This window comes from Pirellulaceae bacterium (assembly GCA_019636385.1).
Lineage (GTDB): Bacteria > Planctomycetota > Planctomycetia > Pirellulales > Pirellulaceae > Aureliella.
Map to the genome: position 1 here is coordinate 14,089 of JAHBXT010000003.1, position 16,970 is coordinate 31,058.

The window sequence follows — 16,970 nt, forward strand, 5'->3', positions numbered from 1 at the left end:
TTGTCGTGATCTCTGTGTAAGGACTCTGTAGAGTACCATTGTCTCGGCTGGCAGCCCAATTACGGGTTAGCCGAATCGATGGTACGCGTTGAGGTGGGTGAAACGATGTATACTCGCCGCTGCGCATCGTAATGCGTAATCCATACCGCTGTACCCCTGGGCAAACAGGCTCCATCAGTGCGAACGTTCAGCTGCAGCGGCGCACCGCCCGTTTGGAAACGCACCAATCCGAACTCCGGTGTGGCCTCGCTGGAGCTGATGGTACACTCGCGTCCAATCAGCGAGCGCGGTGTGGCCGGAGGCTGCTTGAAGTTGGTTCTGAGCGGCATGACTAATAGCTTGGTTAGTAGCAGCGCTAGAATCAAGTTTTTTATGGCCAGAATAGTACTCCACCACCAATTGGGGGCAAACAAAAACTGGTCGACGGCGATCCACAGAAACCCAGATATTGCCCACCAGGCCACGGCAAACACAGCACCCCAGACCACAATGGGAACCGCAGACATATTCAACCAGCGAGCAACACTTAGCCCCCAGCCTCCCACTCCCGCTCTAATCACAGATGGAATAAGACCGGCAGTGACCTGGCCTTCCACGCCACCGTCCAAGTCTAGCAAGTCAGTGTCCAACCAACCGTCAGCGCTCATCGCTCCGAAGATCGACAGCAAACTCCATCCCACGACCAGGCTAACCAAGATGGTGGCCGGAATGACAGGGCCAGTGAAGGGAACCAGTAGTAGTTCCATGTCGCCTTCTCTCAAGCGGTTGCCGTAAGGGTCTCAGTGATCATGGCCAAGGTACACGATTTGAGGCTGTGCGGCCGCAATTCGAACCCCGTGGGGCGCACAGCCCTAGCTGTCTTCGTCGCGCCAATCTCCCCTTGCAGCATCACTTGGCTCGTGATCAGAATTCTGATTCAGATCAATAATATTCCCTTGTTCATCCTCGAACTCGATCAGATCATAATCCCAATCGCTACCTGACTTCGTTCCCCGGATGCGTATCTGGCCGTTGCCTCTGGAGCCAGACATTGGAATGGTCATATCAACCTGACCATTATTATTCTCAATGTGGATTGAGCCTTGAATACTCCAGCCGGGCATGATGTTTTCGCCTAATGCCTGTTGCACTTGTGGACTATTCTTTGCCAACTGCACGGCCTGCTGGTAAGGTTCAGAGTTTTTATAGAGCGACATTCCACCAACGATTAGCGCCGTCAGTCCACCACCGCAAACCAGCAAAACGCCCAGGCAACCTGCAGGAATCATCAGCCACAAACAGCCGCGATTCTTGGTACTTGGAGCCACAACTGGCCGACGAGGTGACTCGATTTCAAAACGTTCGTTGAACTGTTGCATCGCTTGGAATGCTCCCTCAATTGGACCGAGCGCTCCGACCCAATCCTGAGCCCGAGTTGACGCCAGGATGAATGAATTTCACCGTTTGGCCGGTTTGAGTCAAACTCGACGCAAACCACTGCTGCTACCGTATAGGTCTACCAGTGGCTTGTCAACTAGCCGACAGGCTGAGGTAATCCTCAGGCGAACCGTTGTTTCCTTCAGCTAAATCGTGTAGTCTTAACGGATGAGTAGCAGCTAGTTCTGCTACTGTGTGAGTGACTAGCGGTGGGCCAGTAGTGGATGAGACTCCCATGAATCGGGCAGCTCTGATTGTTTTCAGCATTTACGTAGCGCTCAGCGGTCGCCTCAGTAGTGCCGATCAAATTATGTCGGCGGGGGCTTCGACAGGCATGCCGGTTAGCCGTCTGCCGCTGGCAGTGCCAGATCTCGCAGTGCCAGATCTCACTGTAATTCCAACAATATCAGGTACCACGAACACTGTTCGCTCTTCGGCTGCAGACTGTGTTGCAGCCCAAGTGTCTCCGATCTGCCCTGCGTTGGGTAGCGGGCAACGGTGCATGACGTGCGGTACTGCCGATGGCACGACAACCACGTCGACCTATGGCGTGCTGGTGTGCATGGGACTGTTAGTGTTGTGGACCTCTTGGCAGAATAAGTCGAAGCACCGGATCGCAAGAGCCAAAGCAGCACTCGACAGTACAGAAAGCGATGTATGACCAGTATCAAGGATTCGGTCTGTGTGATTACAGGAGCCGGCTCAGGAATTGGCCGCGAACTGGCCGTACAGGCGATTCAACGGCAAGCCAAGCGAGTTATCGTCACGGACATTAACGGTCCTGGATTGCGGGAGACCGAAATACTCATTCAGCAGTCGGGTGGCCGACTGGAACCGCACGAATTTGACGTTGCCTGTACAGAATCGCTTGGACGCTTCGTCGACGCTGTGCTGCCGTCGCTCGCTGGCGATCGTCTGATACTGTTTAATAACGCCGGTATGGCCATTTGTGCGGGTCGATTCCAGGATACGCCACTTGAAGACTTTATGCGGGTGCTGGATGTAAATCTGACAGCATTGGTCCGGCTGACGAAGGCCTTTTATGGCTACTTGATGGAGCACAATCAGGGGCATGTCGTCAATGTGTCGAGCGTGTTTGGCATGGCCGGCGTGGATGGCAATGCGGCCTACTGCACTTCCAAGTTCGCAGTCCGCGGCTTTACCGAATCGCTGAGAATGGAACTGCATCAGTCCAACGTGAATGTGACCTGTGTGCATCCTGGGGGAATCAAGACCAACATCGTGCGTAACTCGACCGTGTCTGGCCAGGTCATAACTGACGACCATTACAAGCAGTTGGTTCAGGACTTTGACAAGGTCGCTATCACGACTGCATCGGAGGCGGCGCGGCAAATACTGCAAGCAGTCGAAAGAAATCAGATGCGATTGGTCATCGGACGTGATGGTAAGATGATTGACTGGATGACGCGTATCTTCCCGGTCGCCTATACCAAGTTGTTCATTCGGCGATTCAACAAGCAACTAGCCAATCCGTACCAGGACTAACGTACCTAGCTGGCACACAGCTTTTCAAATATCTCGCGTTGCTGCGTCATAGCTGCGGTCTTATCAGCAGGATCGGTGCGTGCCTCCAGCAATATCCAACCCTGATAATTGGCTTGCTTGAAAAGCTTGAGCAATTGTTCATATGGGTAGCTCGGATCGTCCAGTTCGCGGACGTGCGTCGTCGCTCCGAGCCGGCCCTTGATCAGATTAAAGTTAGCTTCCAGTCCGGCCCCGTGCAGGTCTTCGCCATTTGAATTCCAACACACGGCCACATTCGGATGGTCAGCGACGGCAAATATGTCAGCCATTACCGGTAGTTCGCTAGTTCCCCGACCATGCACTTCGACTCGAATCTGCTGGCCATACTGCTGACCATATTCGGCAATCTCGTTCAATGCCCGGCCAATTTGTTCAATCGTCTGCTCGCGCGATAGCTGGCGAGCAAATCCGTTGGGCTTTACTTTAACGCCCGAGCCTCCGCAATCGTGCATCAATTGGATGTATTGCTTGGCTTGCTGAATGTTGCTGGCAACTTTGGCGGGATCATCGGCATGGAATTCACAATTCGAGCCATATCCGACTAGCTCTACCGGGCTGTCCGCGAAACGGCGCTTTACTTCGGCTCGCTGGGCAGGGCTCAGACTCGGTTCCACAGCGTGTTTGTGTTCAGTCCGCAATTCGACCCCAAGCAGTCCAGAGGTTTCACATGCTTTCAACAACTCCGGTAACGTCATGTGCTGGCCCCACAGGTAGGTTACCAGTCCAAACTTCATGGTGGGTAATGCTGCAGACCGCGCACGCAGTATGGACGGACATGCAGCCAATCCCAAGACCGCCATCGTGTTGCTGAGCCACTGACGCCGAGATTCGAGATGACTTCGGTCGACTGGTGATGATTTCATTTGGTGACCCTGATTACCCAATAGACGGACCGCAGTTTCGGTAAATGATAACCAAAAACATTGGCAATTGGCAGTTGCCAATTTCGCCAAAAGCGCCTTTTGCAATGTTCGCTCGCACAATCACTCGCCAACGGAATGGGACACGAAACCGCTCTGAATGAAACTTGATATTGCCTAATCGACCAAGTGGCCGGGGTGGAATCGCCATCGACATTCAAGGCTAGGCCGAAGACATCACCATCTCAGACAATAACATTCGCCAAACGCGAGCCCCGCTGCAGCGCGTTGGCATACGCATCAGCCCCTTGATCCATCGGTTACAGATGTTCCAAAACCGCTTTCAGGCCTGTCGCCAGATGTAGTGCAGATCGCTGCACCAAGGGATACTCAGCGGCCCAGCTCAACCAAATAATCTCGACGCTAACCCTCGCCAATCGTGGGAGCCGGCCCAGTGAGCCACCTGGCGGTCGAGAATAATGGCCTGCTCTTGGTTACGGGCCGCGACCAACCAATGCCGATCGGACCCGATATCCGAATTCAAAGTTTGGTGTTTATTCAGGTGGCAGACTGATGTCCGATGGTAGTCCTGGAAATTGTGAGCCCGCGCCTTGAGCAGCTTTGGCAGCTTGTTCAGGAGTTTGGAACAACTGTTCGCGTGAAACCTTTAATTTCTGGTAAACACTATCGCTGACGATGTAGTACCAATCTGCGAATCTAGCGTTCAGCTCGGCTACCTTCTTACGAGTTTCATTTAGCGATTCATTGCGTGAGTCGATCAAACGCTGATTCTCCTTGCGGATGGTTTCCTGCATGAATTGCAGTTGTTCCTGCAATTCTTCGGCCGTTGGTTCAGCAGATGGCGCCAGTTCAGTCTGACCGGCCTTAGAGGACGCCGGAGTTGTAGACAGTTCCTGTTCGGGAACCGCATTGTCGCTGGGCTGAGCGTCGGATGGATTGGATGCGGCGTCATCTGGCGATGAACCAGCTTCATCGTTGGTGAAGCTAACCAGCCTGCTGTGAATGGGGCGAACATTCTTGGCCGATGGTGGCTGGTCGGCTTGTGGAGCCGCCTCACCATCTTGGGACTCGGTGGCTGGGGCGTCCGCGGGTGAACCTTCAGAGGCCGGCAACTCTTGCGCTGGAGTATCTACTGAGGTCGCGTCGTCGGTAGCAGGTGCATCATCAGCGGATGATTCGCTTACTTGCACATCGGCGGTTGACGGCGCGGCGGCCGGCGGAACTGCTGTTTCGGCCTTTTCCGCGGCTTCCATCTCCAACATCTGCTGGACGGTCTCGGGCACAAGCTTCAAATCGGGGGCAGGAAACTTGGATTCATCCAGCTGCGCCATCACCAGCAAATAACGTCGAACTCCTTCATCGCTATCCGCTTTGTCCTCTGCTCCCTCGGCTTCTTCCTCGGCAGATAGCGACGATCCGCTGACCTGGGTATTGCCAAACCGCAGGAAATATCGAATGCCTTCCTTAGTTCCCAAGATCACTTCGCCACCCGAGGAAAACACGTCGCCGGATTCCAATGGGAAGAATCCTTGATCTTGCAGACTTCGGGCCGACTCGACATTCTCCATGAGGGACTTATCAGCCTTCAGGTCAGCGGCTAGCCCCAAGGGCTTACGGCGCACATTGACGATCTTCAGATTCTGAATCGAGGTCCGCAGCGCATTGAGGGTTTCTTCGTTCAACTTGGTACCCGGCGGAGGCTCCGTCATCGTCGGTTGCCCCTCGACGGTATAGTCAATAAAGCTCTTAAGCGACCAGCGGCTATCTTTGTTTTCCAGATCACAGTCGAAGTTTCGAGCCAAGCCGAAGGCGCGATCGGTGCGCACAATAGCGTGGTCTCGCAAACCCACAAATTCGATGTTGCTACTGACAACATTCAGAATGTCACCCTTAATCCACTTGCTAAATTCCGTGGAGAAGGCATCGGTGCTGATTTCGACGATATACACCGCATCTTCTGACGGCACGCGCACATAGTGCTGGCCCTTAGATCCTTGAACCTCTTTGCCGATGATTAAACTGGCCAAAATCTGACTATCGGCTCCGCCGACTTGCACCAGAATTCCCACACCGGAGGCTGAGGCCGTCAGCTCCTGTTCATTGGGCTCGACCACACCATACAGTACATGATCGCCGCGATCTGTGCTGACGGTCTGAATGACATTCAGCGCTACCAAGGGTGTTGTCGCTTGGCTGACCTGCTGCTCGGAGTCGGCTGGATAGCCGTCGGCAGAAGGCAATGTCCACAGTTCGGTCTTGGGGTCCTTGGCCAGTTCGATACGACTGAGCGTGGCTAATTGCTCGTCGAATTTCACGATGCGAAATGATTGAGCCGTGGTAGGATCCAATTCCGGAAAGATTGCGGAACCGCGTTTTTCTTCAGCCAACTGCCCTTCGCTGAGTACCGCCGTAGGACGAAACGTCCAGGCCAAGCCCAGCGAAATTGCAGCGGCAGCCGCAAATAGTGCCGTGGTCTTCACTTCGCTCACAACAACAACTCCTCAACAATATCCAGGTTTGTATGTGTATATGTTTATTCTGGTCAGCCTAACGCAGCCGCGTCTTGGAGATGCCTTCGCGCTCTCGAACGCGACGCGATACAAAGACGGCGATACCGACCAACAATGGCGGTATGGGAGGAAGCAGAATCGCCATGTATTTGTAGCGAGCTTGTTCGCCCAAGACTCTCAAGTCTGCCTCCATGCGGCTGGCTCGAATCTTCTCATCGCGATCAGCTTCCAACTTCTGCCGCTGAATGCCTAACTTGCGTTCCAGCGACATATTCTGAATCTGCAAGCGCTGCAATTCGGCGATCAACGTCTGTTGCTTCGCCGGGTCGACCGCTCCCTCGCGCTTGATTTCATTAATCCGATCCTGGAACTTGGCAACCGATCGTTGATTCTGCTCTTCGGCCTCGCGAATAGCGCGGTTGAATTCTTCCTGGTAGACTTTTTGATTCTCGACTTCAGCAGATTGGAATTCTTGTGCCAAGTCTTCAAACAATCGCAGCGTGACGTGCTGCGGTTCGTGGCTACGAATCTTGGGATAATTGGTCTCGCCAGCCAAAACATCGATCACATTCAGCACGAAGGTGATATTCTGTACACGGAGACTGATATCTTCATAGTCCTCGGGTCGGCGACGGTTGGCGCTAAAGAAGGGAGCCATACAGTCAATATCGGCCACGTAGAACGCTCGGAGCTTGCGCTCTGCATCACCGTTAGACTGGGCTTGCTGCGCTGCGTTTGCTTGTGCCTGGTCCTGATTTTCGGCGGAGTTGCTTGCGTCTCCCTGTAAGCCATCACCACCAGGGTTGGCAATAGCAGAGACACCTTCAACGTAAACTGCAACAACTTGTTCGCCCAAGGCTGGGCCTTGTAGCACTTGCAGTTGCGTCGGATTGGGTTCGCCGGACCTAAGCTGACTCATCACATCATCGAACTTGATGATCCCGCTGTCGGGGCGTAGACGAATAATCGGCGTGACTTGCACGTCTTGATTTTCCTTATCGGCGCTGATAGCCCCAGCATATAAGAACATCAATTCACGCAAGCCGGCGGTGGCCAGGCTTTTCTCGCTCAGATAGTCAGCCTCATCGCCAGCCTCTTCGCGAATAAACAACCACTGATCGGTGGCGTTCAGCAGGTATCTCAGCCGTGGGTGGGGGTTGTAACGCTGCCACACGACATCTGGATTGATACTTTGCATGCCCGGCGTTTGCGAGATTTTCAATCCCAAAGTTTTCCACAACGCCTGCATGTCGCCCTTGGGCTGTGGCGGACTTCCGCCAAACATGCCGCCCTGCCCCTCTTTGGGTTCGCTTGTTCCAGGAACCCCCTGAATAGCCACTGGCAATGGGTCTTCAAAGATGGCTGTAGGCACTCCGGCCTGAACCGCATCCACTAGGTTCTTCAATTGAGGCGGTCCTAATGACGACGGCTGCACCACCAATAAGGCGTCATATTTGCCAGGCGGAATCGGGTCGCTGGCATCGACACCTTCAACAGAATACTGCTTTTCCAGCTCTTCGATAATCGGCTGCTTGGGCACCTGGCGGAACGAGCCACCGGCCATTGAAAATCCACCCATAAAATTGGCATCGGTGTTAACCACGCCCAGCTTGGCGCGGCGCGGCTGGGCGGCCGTATTGATCGATCGTGCTAGCTCGTATTCAACCGGAATTCCACTATCGAAAAATGGCACCACCACCTTCGATAAACCACTTCGAACGGCCGCTCCCAGCAATACCTCTTGATCGCGGAAGGCGCCTCGCTGGCGGACGCGAATCATTTGCGGTTCAATGCCGTATTGTTTTCGGGCACGCTGAGCCTCGGGGCTGGAAGTCTCCAGATTGTCGTACAATTGAACTTGTAGCTTAGTATTGCGACCACCAGCCAAGGATTGGAACTCTTTCAGCAGCGTCACCAGATCATAGCGCGTTTTGGAATACTGCTCGGGAATATTATTGGACACGAAGGCCTCAATCACGATGGGCCGCTCAGGATCTAAATTGCGAATCAATTGCCGAGTGGTCGGGCTCAGCGAACTGACCTTTCCCTGAGTCACGTCGAATCGGGGGCGATCGTTTTGCATGAAGAAGTAGCTACCGGCTAACACGACCACCGCCAGCGCGATGCAGCGCACCAGGTAGTGTGCAAACATTCGGTTACCATTGGTACCACCGCTCCAGTGCCGGCGGCCAATCAGCACAATACACAGGTACAATCCGGTAAGTGTGAGTAACGTAAAGAACGCCACTGGGGCGATGCTGACTACCCCGCGACCAAAATTGTCAAATTGGCGACTGAAACTAAATGCGGCCACCAGCCGCGACCAGGCACCACGCGCGATAATCACTTCGGCGTTGGCGGCAAAGGCCAACGGAGCATTGAACAGTGCTCCCAGAATGAATGCCACGGTCAAGTTCGCGGTCAAGAACGACGCCACCATGCCGATGGCAATCATGGCGACACCAACGAACCAGTACCCCAAGTAGTTGGCGCAAAACAGCCCTGCGTCCACGCCTCCAGCCGACAGATAGAGCAAGACCAGGAAGGTCGAGAGCTGCGAGAAAATCAAAGACACCGTATAGATGGATACCGCTGACAGAAACTTACCCACGACTATATCAAAGTCATCGGCAGGCAACGTTAACAATAGCTCGTCAGTTCCCTGGCGCCGCTCATCCGACCAAATGCTCATGGTGATCGCCGGAATGAAGAACAACATGATGACCGGGAACCAGAAATTCAGTTGATCCAAATTGGCCAAATTGGCATTGAAAAACTCGTTGGGCCAGAAGGCGGCCATAGAAGTCAACAGCACGAACAAACACAAAAACACGTAGCCCGTTGGATTGGAAAAGTAGGCTAAGAAATTGCGGCGTAACACGGCAAATGCCGCGCGCTTGCGCTTGGCCAAAAAGCCAATGGCCAACCAGGCAAACAGCAAGAAGACCAGGTCGATACCGATAACCAGCGCCAATGGCAACAGTATAGTCAAGACTTCATTGAGCATAGTGTTGATTCGATTCTACGAGTTTGTCTGCGGTGTTTGTATGTTTGACGATTGATCCCATGGCAGAAGCGAAAGATCAGTCGTTGGAATTTCGAGTGTCGCGCAAGCCTCAGCCGGCGGCACCGGTCAGTTGATGGAACGCTGATTCCAGCGTGTCACCTTTGGATCGCAATTGTGCTACTTGGCCGTCAAATACTTTGCGACCGTCGTTGATTAAGATCACCCGATCGGCCATGGCTTCGACCTCTTGCAGAATGTGTGTCGACAGCAGGATCGTCTTCGTCTCACGCAACTTGCGCAATGTCTTGCGGACTTCGCGAATTTGATTCGGATCCAGACCAGCGGTAGGCTCGTCCAAGATCAGCACATCGGGCTCGTGCAACAGCGCTTGAGCCATCCCCACGCGTTGCTTGAATCCCTTAGACAATTTGCCAATCGGCTTGTGCAGTACCGAACTGAGGTCGCACAAATCAACGACAGCCTCAGTTCGCTGCTTGGTGTACTTGGGGCTCATGCCACGAGCCTCCGCAAAAAACGCCAACATGTCGTGAGGTGTCATTTCTGGATACAGCGGCCCATTTTCCGGCAAATAGCCTAAGCGGCGAGAGCCGGCCAAGCGGTCGTGAAACATGTCATGGCCGGCAATGCGGGCAACGCCTTCGCTGGGCGCCAAATAACCGGTCAACATCTTCATGGTGGTGCTTTTTCCAGCGCCATTGGGCCCTAGAAAGGCCACCAACTCTCGCTCGTGAACTTGAAAGCTGATATCGCGGGCCGCTGCAAAAGGCCCATAGAACTTGGATAGTCCGATGGCTTCAATCATCGGCTTGCTTTTACCAGAGTCGCTCATTTGCCAAGTGGCTCCATCGAATGCTCATGGGCGTCACGCGGAGAGCCCGGCTGATGCCGCTTTTCCCTTCCGCAAACCATTTAATGCACCAACCTACGGATCGTCCGGTTGCGTGGTTCGATAGTTTTTAACTTGCACTCCCGTTGCCGCAAAGGGGGGTGTTTGGAGCTCCGTAGCCGTTGGCGGAGTCCGCCACCGAATCACTTGCCCAATCCCTAAAGCTGGTGGCGATGGCTCCCCGGTAGCCCGTACTTCAAGCCCACGGTCGGCCCAAGTGCAGCTTGCAAACTGCGGCACTTCCAGGCACCCGTTAGCTACCCTAGCTAGAGGCTAGCGGGAAGCGGGGCGCACAAAACTTCAGCCTCGGCGACTGTGGCTACGGAAAACAGGCTTTCGCATGCTACTTGACAGCACCAAAACGACTTGCAGAGCATCGACCTGGGCGATAAACTGCTGGGCTTACTGGCGGCACATTTCAAGTTCCGTCATCAGTCGCCTAACCCCGTACCACTGGAGCTTTGTGCCCCATCGTGCGTACTTTTGATTTGTAGTTGCGAAGTTACGACTATGACCTTGACTCAAAAAACAACCATTGCCAAACCCGGTCAATTACCCAAGAAGTGGTTCCATGTGGATGCAACCGATCAGATTTTGGGTCGCTTGGCCAGCGACGTGGCCATGGTATTGATGGGCAAGCATCGGCCCACCTATACACCGCACGTCGACACGGGCGACTTCGTGGTGGTTACCAACGCCGAAAAGGTAGTCATGACCGGCCGCAAATTGCAGGTTCGGCACTACGCTTGGTATACCGGCCATACGGGCCAGAAAATGGAAAGCTATCAGGAACGGTTGGAGCGCAAGCCGGAAGATTTGATTTATCACGCTGTGCGACGCATGTTGCCCAAGAATAAATTGGCTTCCAGCATGCTGGACAAGCTGAAGATTTACGCCGGTCCTGAACATCCGCATCAAGCCCAGCAGCCCGAGGCGATGACAATTGGCAAATCCGCGTCTTAACGCAAACAAAATCGCTGATACCAAAAAAAATCGCTGATCGATCTAACCCCCATCCTTTGATATCACCAAATCACAGTCCACCAATAAACTGAACTCCTATGCTAATCGCCAAAAAAGACAAGTTGAACGGGGATTCTTTGGGAACCGGCCGCCGCAAGACCGCCGTGGCTCGTGTTCGCGTGCGGCCCGGTTCTGGCAAGATCACTGTCAATGGCAAGCCGATGGAAGAGTTCTTCCCCACTGTGCAGCACCAACTGCAAGTGACTCAAGCCTTGACGGCCGTTAACGCCGACAAATCTGTCGATGTGAACGTCCGCGTAAGTGGTGGAGGACTGACCGGTCAAGCTGGTGCAGTTCGCTTGGCGTTAGCTCGTGCCCTGGTCGGCATGAACCAGGATAATTTCCAAACCTTGCGAGACGACAAGTTCTTGACTCGCGATTCGCGCATGAAAGAACGCAAGAAGTACGGTCTCCGCGGTGCCCGCCGTGGTACTCAATTCAGCAAACGTTAATTCGTTTGTAAGCGTGCTCTTAGCGTCCGCTGCGTCACGATTACCCTGGCCGATTCGGAATTGGGTCCGGTTCGGCTGTTCATGGGGTAGTTGCTGTGTGAAGCAGCCGGGCTCAGCGCTTCTGCCTGACGGACACCAACGGTAAGTGGCCGAGCTAGTGTCATGGCTGAGCGATGAATCACGAACGTCTTAGACGGCTGCCGTCCGTTGGCCAGAATGGCAACGCTGCTCGATGAGCCGCAATACTTCAGGTACCTGCGCGACGGTTGGCACCACGTAGTGGGCTCCGGCCGCCACAAGTTTGCGTTCAGCCTGTTTACAAAGTTCGCCCACGATGGATTGGTCCATGCAATCTAGTTCGGCTTGTGATAAGCCCACAAGATTGCCGGACTTGGAGATGCCGATATTCCAGCAGCCGGCGTTTCGGCCTGCTTCGACGCCAGCCGTGGTATCATCGACATTTACCACTCTCCACATCGGAAATACGTCTAGGCGTTTTGCGGCTTCAAATAATAGATACGGGGCAGGTCGACCACGCGGAGCATCTTCGCTGCACAGGACAAAGTCCGGTCGATAGCCCTGACGAGCTGCAGCAGCCGTGACGGACTCCATCAATTCCCGAGTGTAGCCTGTGGTTGAACCAACCTTTAAACCCAACTCACGGCACGACGCCTCAGCTTCAGCAGCCCCCGGGATGAGTTCGCTGAATCGGCCCAGCACCTCCTTCTGCAACGGCAAGAATTGCTGGTACATCCTGTCCACATCTTGAACGTTCAATGGCCGACCATGTATGTTCTGCCAGGCTGCGGCTACTTCCGGCATGGCGCCGATGGTTGCGATGTGCTCGCGCTTTGCCATGCCCATCGGTTCTCGTGCTTGCTGGGGAGTAATCCTGATTCCATTGGTTTGAAAAATCTGCTGGAAAACCACGGCTGGTGCACAACTGCCGTAGTCGATCATCGTGCCCGCCCAATCGAACACAACTGCCTTTAAATGTTGACATTGCATGTGTGACTATCCCCTCCACCGCTGCCAAGCTTCTTCTGCTAACCCTAAAGACAATGTCATTCCTGCGCCACCGGTCCCCACAAAAATTCTATGCTGATGTGGCAACGTCTTCTCGAACACTAGACGATCGGGCAGCTTAGCATAGATGCCATGCCATCGTTGTTCGATGTCCCAGCAGTCCAAACGGATGACCTTCCGCAGCTCACGAATCATTAACTGGTCAATTTCACTGCTATCGAAGGGAGAAATATCTGCACCATATTCATGGGAATCACCCAAGATGATGCGCCCATTGGGAAATGCAGAGGCCATCACGTGAATTCCGAACCGATCCAGTTCCGGCATTTGATCGGCAACTCTTTGGCGTAGGCGAGGCAATGTCGGACAGCTTTCAAAAGACCGATAATGACGCAAGGTCAATCCGCTGGCGATGTGCGGCAAGTTGCAGTGCCCGCTCGCGGACCAGCGGGCTCGTAGCATTTGTAGCTTACACAGCATCAGACCACTACTTGCAAATTCGGCGGGATACAATGTTTGCAGATCGCTTCCACTGCATATTATGACCTCAGCAGACCTCCAACGACGTCCGTCACTACAAACGACCACCGCACCATCTAAATCGCTCACCAGAGTCCCATACAGACAGGTGACGTTCGATAGCTCACTCAGGTAACGACCAATGCGATGTGCCGCTTCACGCGGATCGACGCGCAATTCTGTTGGACTGTACATTCCACCCAGCAGTCCCTCTGGCTGTACCACGGGCGCTTGCCGCAACACCTGGGCTGCGGTCAACATCTGTGTCTGATGAGTCGCCAGGGAATGGAATTCATCCAGTACCGCCAGCTCGTCGGGCTGATGTGCCGCATGGATGGAACCGCAAGCCTCGACTGCCAGACCAGCCAAATCTGCCAGCTCCAGCCATAACTGTCGAGATCGTAAAGCAATGCTGTAATCTCGACCGGCCAGTTGTCCGATCGGCCACACCATGCCGAAGTTACGGACCGTCGCCCCCTGGGCGACAGAAGTTCGCTCGACCAACATTACTCGCAGGCCGCAGCGTGCCGCCATCCAAGCGTGCGCCAGACCGACGATGCCTGCGCCCACAACCGTCACATCGTACGAGCTATTCATCGGCATCCGATTCTGTTCTTGACACCAGTGAAACGTAGGATGCAAAGTGCGACAGTGGCGGGGTCGGCAATCCTGCAACTTTCGCCTGATCGTCCCAGCCTCGTAACCGCAAAGCGTCTGCCAGTAGTGAATGCGCTTGGAATGCCTCAACCTCCCGCGAAGACATGCGACCTCCCTGCAATCGCAGGCTGACCACCGATGCCGGGCTCAGTTTTGCCTCATAATTGGGATCGACGGTGCATAAGTAACGTTTGGCATCAACATGCATGCGAATCGGTTCGGTAACGGTAATCGGAAAAATCGACTCCAGCAGAGCCAGAGCGCGATGTTCATGGCGATCATCGACTTGGTGTTCAGAAATTTTTTCCGATAACCCGCTGCTCAAGTGCCCTATGTCGTGCAACAACGCTGCCGTGATCAGCTCGGGCGTAGCCCGTTCCTGTTCAGCCAACATGGCCGCTTGCAATGCGTGCTCAAGCTGCGTTACCGCTTCGCCACCGTACATGGCTCCTCCTTGACTGGCCAACAATTCCAGTAGCTGGTTAGGGCTGAGCAGTTGAGACATGGCGGTTCATCTCCGATGGAAATATGGCCACTCGCAATGGGCGATGGTCCTCAGCGAATCGAATGGCTTGCGGAAGTTGGTCCAGCGAAAAATGGGGCGCTGCGGCTCGCAGAAACGGATAGCGCTCGTGCGCCGAATGTAAAAAGTGTAACGCTGCATTCAAATCCTGGGGAGCGTAGTTGTGAATCCCGAACACGGATAGGCAACGACGAACGACGGATTCCGGGTCCAGCATGATCCCCGGCGACGGCATCACACTGCCCACCAGCGCGACCTTGCCTCCAACATCAGCCACTTCGATCGCTGTTTCCACTGCACCCGGCGCACCGGATAACTCCAGCACTAGATCAAAACGACGACTCGCATCCAAGCTCTCGAAGGTTGATTGAGCCATCGAGTTGTGGTCGGAACTTAGCTTGGTGACGAGTACCGCCTGTGTCGCACCAAACTCACATGCCCAGCTCAGTCGGGCTGGATCGACGTCCATGACGGTGACCTGTTCTGCTTGGTTGAAATTGGCATAAGCTGCCGCAGTCAATCCTAGCATCCCTGCGCCCATAATGGCCACTCGTAGTCCCTGAGGCGAGCCGGTCGCTCGATACGCCGCTGCGATAGTGGACACAGCGCAGTTGGCTAGGCTAGCCACCGCCAGAGGAATGCCTGTGGGAACTATGGCGATACTGGTTTCGGGCCTCAATACCATGTACTGGGCCAGGCCGCCGCTCAGAGCCAATCGCCCTTCGGCAGCCTGGTGGCCATACTTGGCTAGCCGCTGACACTTTTGAGGCAATCCGTGCAGGCAGCGCTGGCAATGACCACAACTGACGCAGATCGACCAAGTGACGCGCTGACCGACACGCAATTGCTGGCCCTGTATGGTGGTCGCCTGGCCGGCAACCCGCGCCACACATCCAACGGCCTCATGTCCAAGGATGGATGGCGTTGGCTGAGATCGCGCCCCGCGAATAGTATGCAAGTCACTGCCGCAAAGTGTGCTACACAGAATGCGTACCAGCACTTCACCATCCGCCAATGCGGGAATGGACAACTCTTCGAATTTGAACCCCTGCTGGGGACCGTGGAACACGAAGGCTCCACAAGTCGGTGGAATTTCGAAGCTGCATTCCTGCTGGAACTGACTATCAGCGGTCATCACACATTACTATCGAATTGGTATTCGGGAGTGTCTGGTTGGTTGATTTTGATTTGAAAGTACATGAGCGCGGCCAACAACGCGAACGCCGAACTGGTAGCTGCCCACAGCATTGTCCATTCAAAAAACGGCAAGATCTCGCGCGTCGGCTCGGCTGAAGTTTTCCAGACGATGAGCGCTGCATAGCCCAGGTATCCAATCGAGTCGATCAAATACATCAAGAACCCCAGATTAGCCGGTTTTTTCAGAGCGGCTATCAATCGCTCGAATACACAGGTATGGAATGCAACGTAGGGGACGTATAGGCCAACTCCACAAGTAATCATAAATGCAAGTGGAGTAACCATCGAGTGGCGAAGAAGCCAAACCGCACCGATGGTCAGCGAAAATGCCATCGTCATTAGTCCCACTGCTACGCGTAACGCCGCTAGGTTAGAACGCAGCCAAATCATCAACGAATTGGCGACGATGACCACTACCGCCACCAAAATCTCCGTGGTCGCGAAGATCGACGGCGTATGATTGACGCCCATATCACGCCAAATCTCAACTGCAAAATCATCGCGTAGTGTGCGCACCATTGTTAACACTGCGTACACGTAGGCCAGTAGCCCTAAACCCGGCAAATAGGCTCTCACGAATTCTCCGCGCTCGCGTCTTGTCATCACGTGTCGTCGACCCCTCAGGCGCTGATCATCCTGATCGGGGGGTGGCGTTTTTTGGAGCAGCCACACCGACAGCAGCAGCGGTGGCGTAAACAGCAGGCCCACCAGGGCTGGCATCACGAACTCACTAATGCCATAGTCCTGAATGATCCACGCCCCAATCGACTTGACGACACCAGAGGAGACAATGAAGCTGGCGCACAGGGCGGCCGACAGAGCTTCCGTCTGACGACGCCCTTCCAGATAACCTAGCACCAACCCAAACACCATGCCCAGTGGCAAGCCGTTTATGAACATCATGACGATCTTGCCGGAAGTTGGCAAAACGGCGAAGCCTATCAGCGCCAGCTCGGCGATGCCGATCAGTAACAGAATCCCTAGTGCTCGTCGGTGTGCAGGCAGCTCGGATACTACTCTGATGCCGATGAATTTCGAGAGCATGTATCCCAGCAATTGAGAAACAACCAATACGGACTTGAGCCCTAGACCTCCCCAGGTAGTTTGGTCCAGAGTCGCCGCCGTGAAGGGCTTGCGAAAAGCGTACATGCAGAAGTAGGTGAAAAACGCAGCCGCTGCTGCCAGCAGTAACCCCCGCCAATCATTCTGCCAACCAGATTCAGGTTTAGATTTCATGGGGCAGTGTCGAACAGACGTAACGCTAACGACGGCGCTGGGCGCAGAAGGCATATTGGCAGACGGATTTT

The 16,970-nt window shown here is 54.4% G+C and carries 15 protein-coding genes; 4 read left to right on the plus strand and 11 right to left on the minus strand.

From position 1 onward, the window contains the following. Positions 1–59: 59 nt before the first annotated feature. Together KF752_10815 and KF752_10820 are read right to left on the minus strand one after the other, a co-directional pair. Positions 60–746, minus strand: coding sequence for a hypothetical protein (locus tag KF752_10815; GenBank protein ID MBX3422032.1), 687 nt, complete (start codon positions 744–746; stop codon positions 60–62). 105 nt (positions 747–851) lie between these two features. Further along, positions 852–1,277 (minus strand): hypothetical protein, encoded by a 426-nt coding sequence (locus tag KF752_10820; GenBank protein ID MBX3422033.1) that lies wholly within the window; start codon positions 1,275–1,277, stop codon positions 852–854. A gap of 374 nt (positions 1,278–1,651) precedes the next feature. Between KF752_10820 and KF752_10825 the strand changes: the two genes are divergently transcribed. After that, entirely contained in the window at positions 1,652–2,077 is a 426-nt protein-coding gene (locus KF752_10825) for a hypothetical protein (GenBank protein ID MBX3422034.1), read from the plus strand. Continuing rightward, a complete protein-coding gene (locus tag KF752_10830; protein ID MBX3422035.1) occupies positions 2,074–2,922 on the plus strand; it encodes an SDR family NAD(P)-dependent oxidoreductase in 849 nt (282 codons plus the stop codon). Before KF752_10825 ends, KF752_10830 begins: the two co-directional genes overlap by 4 nt. A 5-nt stretch (positions 2,923–2,927) precedes the next feature. On the opposite strand, the gene KF752_10835 is transcribed toward KF752_10830, so the two are convergent. The 4 genes from KF752_10835 to KF752_10850 form a co-directional block, all read right to left on the minus strand. Further along, on the minus strand, positions 2,928–3,824 hold the full coding sequence (locus KF752_10835) for a sugar phosphate isomerase/epimerase (GenBank protein ID MBX3422036.1): 897 nt from the start codon (positions 3,822–3,824) through the stop codon (positions 2,928–2,930). A 551-nt stretch (positions 3,825–4,375) separates the two neighbouring features. Beyond that, on the minus strand, positions 4,376–6,331 hold the full coding sequence (locus KF752_10840) for a DUF4340 domain-containing protein (protein ID MBX3422037.1): 1,956 nt from the start codon (positions 6,329–6,331) through the stop codon (positions 4,376–4,378). Between the two features lie 58 nt (positions 6,332–6,389). After that, positions 6,390–9,359, minus strand: coding sequence for a Gldg family protein (locus KF752_10845; protein ID MBX3422038.1), 2,970 nt, complete (start codon positions 9,357–9,359; stop codon positions 6,390–6,392). Between the two features lie 109 nt (positions 9,360–9,468). Beyond that, on the minus strand, positions 9,469–10,182 hold the full coding sequence (locus KF752_10850; GenBank protein ID MBX3422039.1) for an ABC transporter ATP-binding protein: 714 nt from the start codon (positions 10,180–10,182) through the stop codon (positions 9,469–9,471). Positions 10,183–10,776: 594 nt separating this feature from the next. On the opposite strand from KF752_10850, the gene rplM reads away from it, so the two are divergent. Then, positions 10,777–11,229, plus strand: coding sequence for a 50S ribosomal protein L13 (gene rplM / locus KF752_10855; protein ID MBX3422040.1), 453 nt, complete (start codon positions 10,777–10,779; stop codon positions 11,227–11,229). Positions 11,230–11,327: 98 nt separating this feature from the next. Further along, the gene (rpsI, locus tag KF752_10860; protein MBX3422041.1) at positions 11,328–11,741 is read left to right on the plus strand and encodes a 30S ribosomal protein S9; all 414 of its coding nucleotides are present in this window, start codon (positions 11,328–11,330) and stop codon (positions 11,739–11,741) included. A 189-nt stretch (positions 11,742–11,930) separates the two neighbouring features. On the opposite strand, the gene KF752_10865 is transcribed toward rpsI, so the two are convergent. Genes KF752_10865 through KF752_10885 form a run of 5 tightly spaced genes read right to left on the minus strand, consistent with a single transcriptional unit; the run spans position 11,931 to position 16,899 of the window. After that, positions 11,931–12,749, minus strand: coding sequence for a phosphonoacetaldehyde hydrolase (locus tag KF752_10865; GenBank protein ID MBX3422042.1), 819 nt, complete (start codon positions 12,747–12,749; stop codon positions 11,931–11,933). Between the two features lie 6 nt (positions 12,750–12,755). Next, the gene (locus KF752_10870) at positions 12,756–13,883 is read right to left on the minus strand and encodes a TIGR03364 family FAD-dependent oxidoreductase (protein ID MBX3422043.1); all 1,128 of its coding nucleotides are present in this window, start codon (positions 13,881–13,883) and stop codon (positions 12,756–12,758) included. Then, positions 13,876–14,448: an HD domain-containing protein gene (locus tag KF752_10875; protein ID MBX3422044.1), complete on the minus strand. Its 573-nt coding sequence runs from the start codon at positions 14,446–14,448 to the stop codon at positions 13,876–13,878. The genes KF752_10870 and KF752_10875 overlap by 8 nt, the downstream gene beginning before the upstream one ends. Next, the gene (locus KF752_10880) at positions 14,426–15,601 is read right to left on the minus strand and encodes a zinc-binding dehydrogenase (GenBank protein ID MBX3422045.1); all 1,176 of its coding nucleotides are present in this window, start codon (positions 15,599–15,601) and stop codon (positions 14,426–14,428) included. The genes KF752_10875 and KF752_10880 overlap by 23 nt, the downstream gene beginning before the upstream one ends. After that, complete coding sequence (locus KF752_10885) at positions 15,601–16,899, minus strand: hypothetical protein (GenBank protein MBX3422046.1); 1,299 nt, start codon at positions 16,897–16,899, stop codon at positions 15,601–15,603. The genes KF752_10880 and KF752_10885 overlap by 1 nt, the downstream gene beginning before the upstream one ends. Positions 16,900–16,970: the final 71 nt, after the last annotated feature.